The 7,222-nt window shown below is 40.8% G+C and carries 6 protein-coding genes; 4 read left to right on the top strand and 2 right to left on the bottom strand.

Features of this window, described 5'->3' with window-relative positions; genetic code table 11:
• The 4 genes from B4K11_RS13275 to B4K11_RS13260 form a co-directional block, all read left to right on the top strand.
• On the top strand, positions 1-262 hold a 262-nt coding region (locus tag B4K11_RS13275; RefSeq protein ID WP_292950541.1), incomplete at its 5' end, for a hypothetical protein.
• A 70-nt stretch (positions 263-332) separates the two neighbouring features.
• Positions 333-2,471, top strand: a complete 2,139-nt coding sequence (locus B4K11_RS13270; protein ID WP_292950542.1) for a TonB-dependent receptor plug domain-containing protein — start codon at positions 333-335, stop codon at positions 2,469-2,471.
• A 28-nt stretch (positions 2,472-2,499) separates the two neighbouring features.
• A complete protein-coding gene (locus B4K11_RS13265) occupies positions 2,500-3,453 on the top strand; it encodes an ABC transporter substrate-binding protein (RefSeq protein WP_292950543.1) in 954 nt (317 codons plus the stop codon).
• Entirely contained in the window at positions 3,453-6,125 is a 2,673-nt protein-coding gene (locus B4K11_RS13260) for an ATP-binding protein (RefSeq protein ID WP_292950544.1), read from the top strand. Before B4K11_RS13265 ends, B4K11_RS13260 begins: the two co-directional genes overlap by 1 nt.
• 20 nt (positions 6,126-6,145) lie before the next feature.
• On the opposite strand, the gene B4K11_RS13255 is transcribed toward B4K11_RS13260, so the two are convergent.
• Together B4K11_RS13255 and B4K11_RS13250 are read right to left on the bottom strand one after the other, a co-directional pair.
• A complete protein-coding gene (locus B4K11_RS13255) occupies positions 6,146-6,523 on the bottom strand; it encodes a hypothetical protein (protein ID WP_292950545.1) in 378 nt (125 codons plus the stop codon).
• A gap of 4 nt (positions 6,524-6,527) precedes the next feature.
• The gene (locus B4K11_RS13250) at positions 6,528-7,013 is read right to left on the bottom strand and encodes a DUF2489 domain-containing protein (protein WP_292950546.1); all 486 of its coding nucleotides are present in this window, start codon (positions 7,011-7,013) and stop codon (positions 6,528-6,530) included.
• Positions 7,014-7,222: the final 209 nt, after the last annotated feature.

Raw genomic sequence — 7,222 nt, 5'->3', positions numbered from 1 at the left:
TAGAATTTTGGGGTCTTACCACCCAGCATTTACATTGCCACATATCACAAAGGAGAACTTAGCAATAAGCTCAAACCGCTGCAATGTAATCATTTCAGGGGATACAATGCTTATTCCAACAAGCATCATATCTAGCTATCATGTAGAATATATTGAAGAAAAAATGATAGGTATTATGACTTGGATACTTGAAAACAATGGCTTCATCCTTGAGGCAATTGTTATGGGAGCAATAATTGTTTACATCGGACGTAAAATTTAACCTAAGCGCAACCATTAATGCCCTCTCTTAGGAAACTTAAGTTCACACGTTTTTCACAGGATGTATTCACATGATTCATGGCAAAGTACCTAAACACTCTAAATATTTACTGAGCCCATTTTTACTAGCTATTGCTTTAGGTGCTTTTGCTCAAGATCATTCTGAATTACCTGATTTTACTGAAGAAGATATCTTTATGGATATTCCGCAGATAATTTCAGCCACCCACTTATCACAAAAACTCACCGAAGCACCTGCTTCTATCTCGATTATTGACCAGCAAATGATAGAAGCCTCCGGCGCCTTGAACATCCCTGATCTATTTCGCTTAGTTCCAGGTATGCAGGTATATCATGTAAGCACCAATAAAATGGCTGCAACTTATCACGGTATGAGTGATGACTTCCCTTCTCGAATGGAAGTCATGATTAATGGTAGATCCATATACATCCCAATGCTTTCAACCGTTATATGGGAAACAATAGGTATTTCTGTTGTTGATATAGATCATATAGAAGTGGTTCGTGGTTCCAACGTCCCTACTCATGGTTCTAATGCTTTCCTTGGTGCCATCAATATTATTACTAAATCACCAGTCTCCGAATCCGGCACCCAATTTAAAGCAACTACAGGGGCGTTAGGTACAGAGAACTTTACCGCTCGCCATTCAAATACCCTTGCTGAAATAAGTTATACCTTATCAGCCGGAAGCCAAAAAAATGATGGTATAGAACCTTATAATGATGCCGGGCGTAATAAATATGTAACTATCACTGGTTCCATTACACCTAACCTGTCTGACACTATTCATTTCGATATAGGTGCTACCAATGGTTACGCTTATAGAGGCGACGGAGATAAGGTTGATCCTATAGAAGCTGACTTTTCTCCCCGAGAGCACCGTTCCAATTTTCAGGATCTTCGCTGGAATCGTGTTTTAAATAATCAATCGGAATTCGAACTTCGCTATACACATAACTATCTAAAACTTGACACTGAAAACTATAATGCAGAGGAACTCGCTGTACTTGAAAGTGTACCTGTTGCTGTCGCCGAACTATTACTAGCAGCCAACAATGGCATTGCCCCAAAAGACAACGAGCGCGGCGAAGTCGATACACATGATATAAGTGCCATTTATACTGCATACCCTACGGAAAAAGTAAGTACCGTTACAGGTGCTAGTTATAGATATGAACGTGCAAGAAGTGATGTATTGCTACAGCAAGCGACTAGTCACTTAGAGGGAAATACATTGGTTGTTGAATATCCGGGAATCGGAGTCTACGACTGGGTAGATGAAAATCGCTGGAAACTGTTTGGTAATATTGAATATCACGCGACTGACGACATTACCCTAAACATAGGAGCAATGTTTGAAGAAAGCAGTATAGCCGGTGGAGATATCTCTTATAGAGCTGGGGCCAACTATGCTTTAACCGATTTTTCGACCATCAGGGCAGCCTATTCACATGCTCACCGTATGCCATCTTTACTCGAAGCCAATAGTTTTTATGCAGTTGATTTAATAGCTGATGTTGATATTTATACGGCACCTTATAGATCAATGGAATCAGAAGAAATAGAGTCTTTTGAGATAGGCTATCTGCAATTGTGGCCTGAGTATTCCAGTCATATTGAAGTCAGAGCGTTTCACGAAGAAATAACTAGAGCAATGGTTCGAGGCCAAAAAATCCCTGCCACCGATGATGATGGTGACCTTGATATAAGCAACAATAATGCAGAATGGACCAATCAAGGCTTTGAAGCCCAGTTTAAGTACACATCACCCGCTACTCACCAAAGTAGCTTTTTATTAAACTACGCTTACAATTATACAGATGGTCTTTGGGACAGAGGCTATTATCCGCCTGAACTTCATCGGACCGAGTCACTCAATAATAGAACACCACTGCATACAGCGTCGATTCTAGTATCTACCAAGCCAACAGCTAATAGTTTGATAGGGATCTCTCATTATTACATGGACCATGTAGAGTGGCTTGAAGGGTTTAGCGACAAGAACAGTGGCCGTACAAATTACACACGTACAGATATAAAGCTTTCCAATACTTTCACATTAGATACTAATTCTGAAATAGAACTATCTTTAATTGTTCAGAATGTATTCGATAAAGAGTATGCAGAATTCTATTCTAATAATACTTTCGATCGCCGAACCTACTTACAGTTAGGACTAACCTTTTAACCCAGATAAACTGCAATGGATTGTAGATGTGTTGAATAAAAGTTTAAAAGAACAAGAAAAACGACAACAATGGATAACTCCATTGTTTCGTTTTCTGTTCGCTTTTATTTTATCTACAATTCCCGCTTATGCAGATAATTTAATCGTAATCAGCAGAGAAGCTGACAGCTACCACCAAGTGGCGGATAGCATTAAGCAATCTTTAAATACGAACTATAAAGTTATTACCCTGAAAGAGCTGGATGAGAACAGCCATAGTATAGGAGACTATCAACAAATAATTGCCGTAGGCTCACGTGCAGCTGATCAACTAGTTACACTAGCCCCAGCAGACACCCCTCTCTATGTTAGTTTTATTCCGCGACAAACCTATAGTCAACTGCTAATAAAATATGCCGATCATCAACGTGTCAAAACAAAAAAAATAACTGCGATATACCTAGATCAGCCCTACTACCGCCAATTAGCTTTAGCTAAATTAGTTACACCATCCGCTAAATCAATCGCTACTGCGCTTGGACCCCACTCATCTAATGATCGAAAACTACTTCAAAAAGCAGCAAAAAAAATGGGGCTAGAATTAAAGTCGGTGACGCTTGCAGAAACTGACAACCCGATCCATAAGCTACAACCTCTGATCAAAAGTGCTGATATATTTTTATCTCTACCGGATAAATCAGTCTTTAATAGGACTACCGCAAAATGGATACTTTATATCTCTTTTCGTCAGCGCATACCTTTAATTGCTTTCTCTAAAAAATATGTAGAAGCCGGTGCTTTAGCCGCTGTTTATTCAACACCTGAAGATATAGGCAAACAAACCGCAGAAGCACTGAAGTATTACTCGGTGAGAAGCAGACTTCCAGACCCAACATACTCAGATTATTTTGACGTATCTACGAACAAAGCAGCTGCAAACTCTTTAAGAATAGCCATTCCTTCTGAGGAAGATCTGGTTGAACAGCTGCGAGGGTTGGAATAATGAGAAGCTTCACATTAGGGATTCGCCAAAGAGTGCTGGTAATCACTCTTTTGCCTCTATCGTTGATCACCCTTCTTCTTGGAAGCTATTTCATTAGTACCCGCCTAGATGATGCCCAGAGAGCACTCATAGAAAAAGGTCAAATAATGGCGCAAATGATGGCGACATCAGCCGAGTTTGGCTTATTGGTTGGTAATATAGATATCTTGCAGGGCCTGATTCGCTCCTCAACCAAAACAAAAGAAGTTGATGATGTGGTATTTCTAAGCCCTTCATTCGAAACATTAGCAAGATCGAAAAAGAATGCGCCTGGACTTGATAAAAATGCCGGTTACCCTCTACGTACAAATAACCAGGTCCATTTCCTCCATCCGGTAGTCACCAGCGGTGTAGACATTAGTGACACACCCGACTTCCTCGTTGAACCACAAGAACCTGAATTCATCGGCTGGGTAGTCATCATTCTGTCAGAAAAACCGACTCAAATTAGGCAGTTTGAAATTTTAACAAAAGGGATTATTCTCGCTCTGATAGGCTTATTAACGACCGTATTTATCGCTTCTCGATTTGGTCAACGCATCACCAACCCTATTTTGGGACTCACACATGTTATTGAGATGCTTCAGCATGGTCACCTGGAAACACGCGCCAGTATTTCGAGCAGCGGCGAGCTGCGCTCTTTAGCTCAAGGTATCAACAGGCTTGCACAAAGGGTTCAAGAATCGAATCAAACTCTTGAGAGCCGGGTAGACAAAGCGACAGAGAGACTTCGATCTACGCTAATGCATCTTGAAAAGCAGAACCAAGCCTTAGATACAGCCAGAAAGCGAGCGGACAGTGCAAATTTAGCGAAGGATGAGTTCCTTGCTCGTATGAGCCACGAACTAAGAACCCCTTTGACCTCTGTTTCAGGGTTCGCAAGGTTATTAGGACAAACAGAACTAAAACCAGAACAGAAAGAATACACGCGAATCATCAACTTAACGTCAAGTTTGTTGCTTTCAATTATCGACGATATTCTTGACTATTCAAAACTAGAATCCAATGCCATCGAGCTGGAGGAGATCCCTTTTGAGCTTGAAACCTGCATGCTTGATGTACTTGAGATGCAGACAGCATCAGCACACGAAAAAGGGCTCGAGTTAATATCAATCATATCGCCAGAGGCGCCAAAATTTCTGATTGGTGACCCCCTAAGACTACGCCAAGTAATCTCAAACTTGGTCAGTAATGCAGTAAAATTCACACCCCAGGGTCACGTATGCATAAGAGTCGATGTAAATAAACGCAACACAGTAGAGACTTCATTAAAAATAACTGTTGAAGATACAGGCGTCGGCATACCCCAAGGACAGATAGGTAATCTGTTCCACGCATTTAGCCAAGCAGATACGTCTATCACTCGCCGCTTTGGGGGTTCGGGCCTTGGGCTGGTCATTGCAAAACGACTTACAGAGCTTATGGCTGGCTGTATCTCACTAGAAAGCGAAGAGGGTAAAGGCACAAAACTGCATTTGGAAATTCCATTTACTGTCAGCCCAAGAAAGAAATATTCCTCAGCGCCTAATATAGATACGATTGTAATTTATGACAAAAACCCATTGGTCAGGCAAGGAATCAAACAACAGCTAACGCTACTACATTCAAATATTACGGAAGTTGAATCAGAACAAGAACTCGTAGATTACAGTACAAGCAACTCTGACACTCAAAGAAACAGCTCGATCATCTGGGGACTTGAAACTCAGAACATCTCGAAAGAAAGCATCCAGCGAATAAAATTAGTACTAGACAGCTTTGAAGGCTCAATAGTGATTTTAAGTGGGCAACCACTCCCACTGAGACTAAAAAATAGAGCTATACAATTACGTAAGCCCCCTCGGACGCAATTACTGCTTAATGCGTTATCACCTGACTCATATAAACTAGCGTCTGATGAAGAATATGTCGGGCTGGGTATACATGAGCAAAGTAAAATATTGGTTGCAGAAGATAATGACTTTAACCGTCTACTGATACGTAAGATTCTGGAACAATCAAAATCCACTGTTATTGAAGTTGGTACGGGGGAAGATGCTGTACAGCAAACACTTAAACAGACCCCTGATATTATCTTAATGGATGTCCACATGCCGGTTATGGACGGTATAGAAGCCACGCGACAGATCCGCCTTGCCAACACAACCGTGCCAATTATTGCTTTAACAGCCAATGTCATCTCAAGCGAACATAAAAAGCTATTTGATGCTGGCGTAAATCATGTCCTTCTTAAACCTATTAATGACACTGAATTGAGTCAGACCATAGAGCGCTTTTTACCAAGCACTCAGAACAACACATCACATAAAGCAGCCCTGCAGGAAACAGCAAGGGATAACGAGAAGAGAACTACACTCGACGACTACGATATCGGTGTCGAGGAACTCACTGTTGAATTCCTCAAACAATTAAGCGGACTTGAAGCAGGATATAAAAAACAAGATTTACAACTAATGAGAAATCATAGCCATCAATTACTGGGGCTATCAGGGCTTTATCAGATACCCGAATTGGAAGCGGTAGGACACCAACTACATCTAGCGCTGGTTGCTGAGGATTATAGATTAATCTGGAAAGAGCTCTGGCAGATAAAACGAATGATTGAAAACCAACCACTAGAGCCAGCAAATTAGTAAAAGGCTATAGTTATTAATTAGAATAATCGCTTAGAGCCTTCATCCGCTTTTATAAGTTGATGCAAGCGAGCTGAAATCTCTCTTAATTTCAGCATCCCTTCCCTATCTAAAATTGCGCCATTAATACCCTCATGCTTTAACATACCGATATTAGAATCATCCAAAATATCGAGACATGCCTGCCTGATTTCATCAAGCGGAGGATCATGAGCGATAGGCAGTGATAGAAATAACTCCCAACGCTCCATAGACGCATTAGATTCAGAAACATCGACCAGTAATTGAAGGATCTCACTTCTTGCCGGTCTATAAGTGGGAGGCTTACCAAATACAAATGCCAGCGATACAGCAATAAGCACAATAAAGCTGACGACAAAAACGATGAGGAACTCCATCAGCCTACTGTACGATCAGGTCGAAATCATAATTAGCTAAATAAGCAGTGGCTTCAAGCACGTCCTTGCCATATTCCTGCTCTAGTGAGGCCATCTCTTTCATAAGCTTCCATCTTTCTTGCTTAGAGAGCGCCTTCCAATCTTCCTTAATAGGGATATGCTCAGTCTTCATATGGAATTGACGTATAACCGATACTTCAGGTCTATCTAATAACTCCGGTGAAAAGCTTTGTAGCAGTGTACTTAAACGCATACATGCCTCAGTACAAGTAAGTTTCTCATCATTACCATATGCCTTAGCAATAACAGTAATACTCTCTATCAAGTAGGCTCGCTGCTCTTGGTAACGCTCATTGGCAACACGTTCTTGCTCAATTTGGGCATCCTTAACACTCTTAATATGAGTCATTTGCCGATATATATATCTAGCAAGGAAAAGGCAAACAACCACTACAACCACTATCAACGTATATAAAATTTCGTCATTCATATATTTGAAACTAACCTTCAATAAACAGAGTTCTAGAACACCGAGACTTACAAAATTAAAAAACAACTATGACTGCTGGGCAAATTATACCTTACATAGAATTGGGGTCGTTAATACTTAGGAAAATTTAGTACTTAGCCCTCCTAAGCAGCCCTTTTCAGATAGATCTTTCCCCCGAAGCCAAAACGAAACCCAAAACGAAACCCAAA

The organism is Neptuniibacter sp. UBA6509, assembly GCA_002435145.1.
Classification (GTDB): Bacteria; Pseudomonadota; Gammaproteobacteria; order Pseudomonadales; family Balneatricaceae; genus Neptuniibacter.
This window is presented reverse-complemented; position numbering and strand designations above follow the sequence as displayed.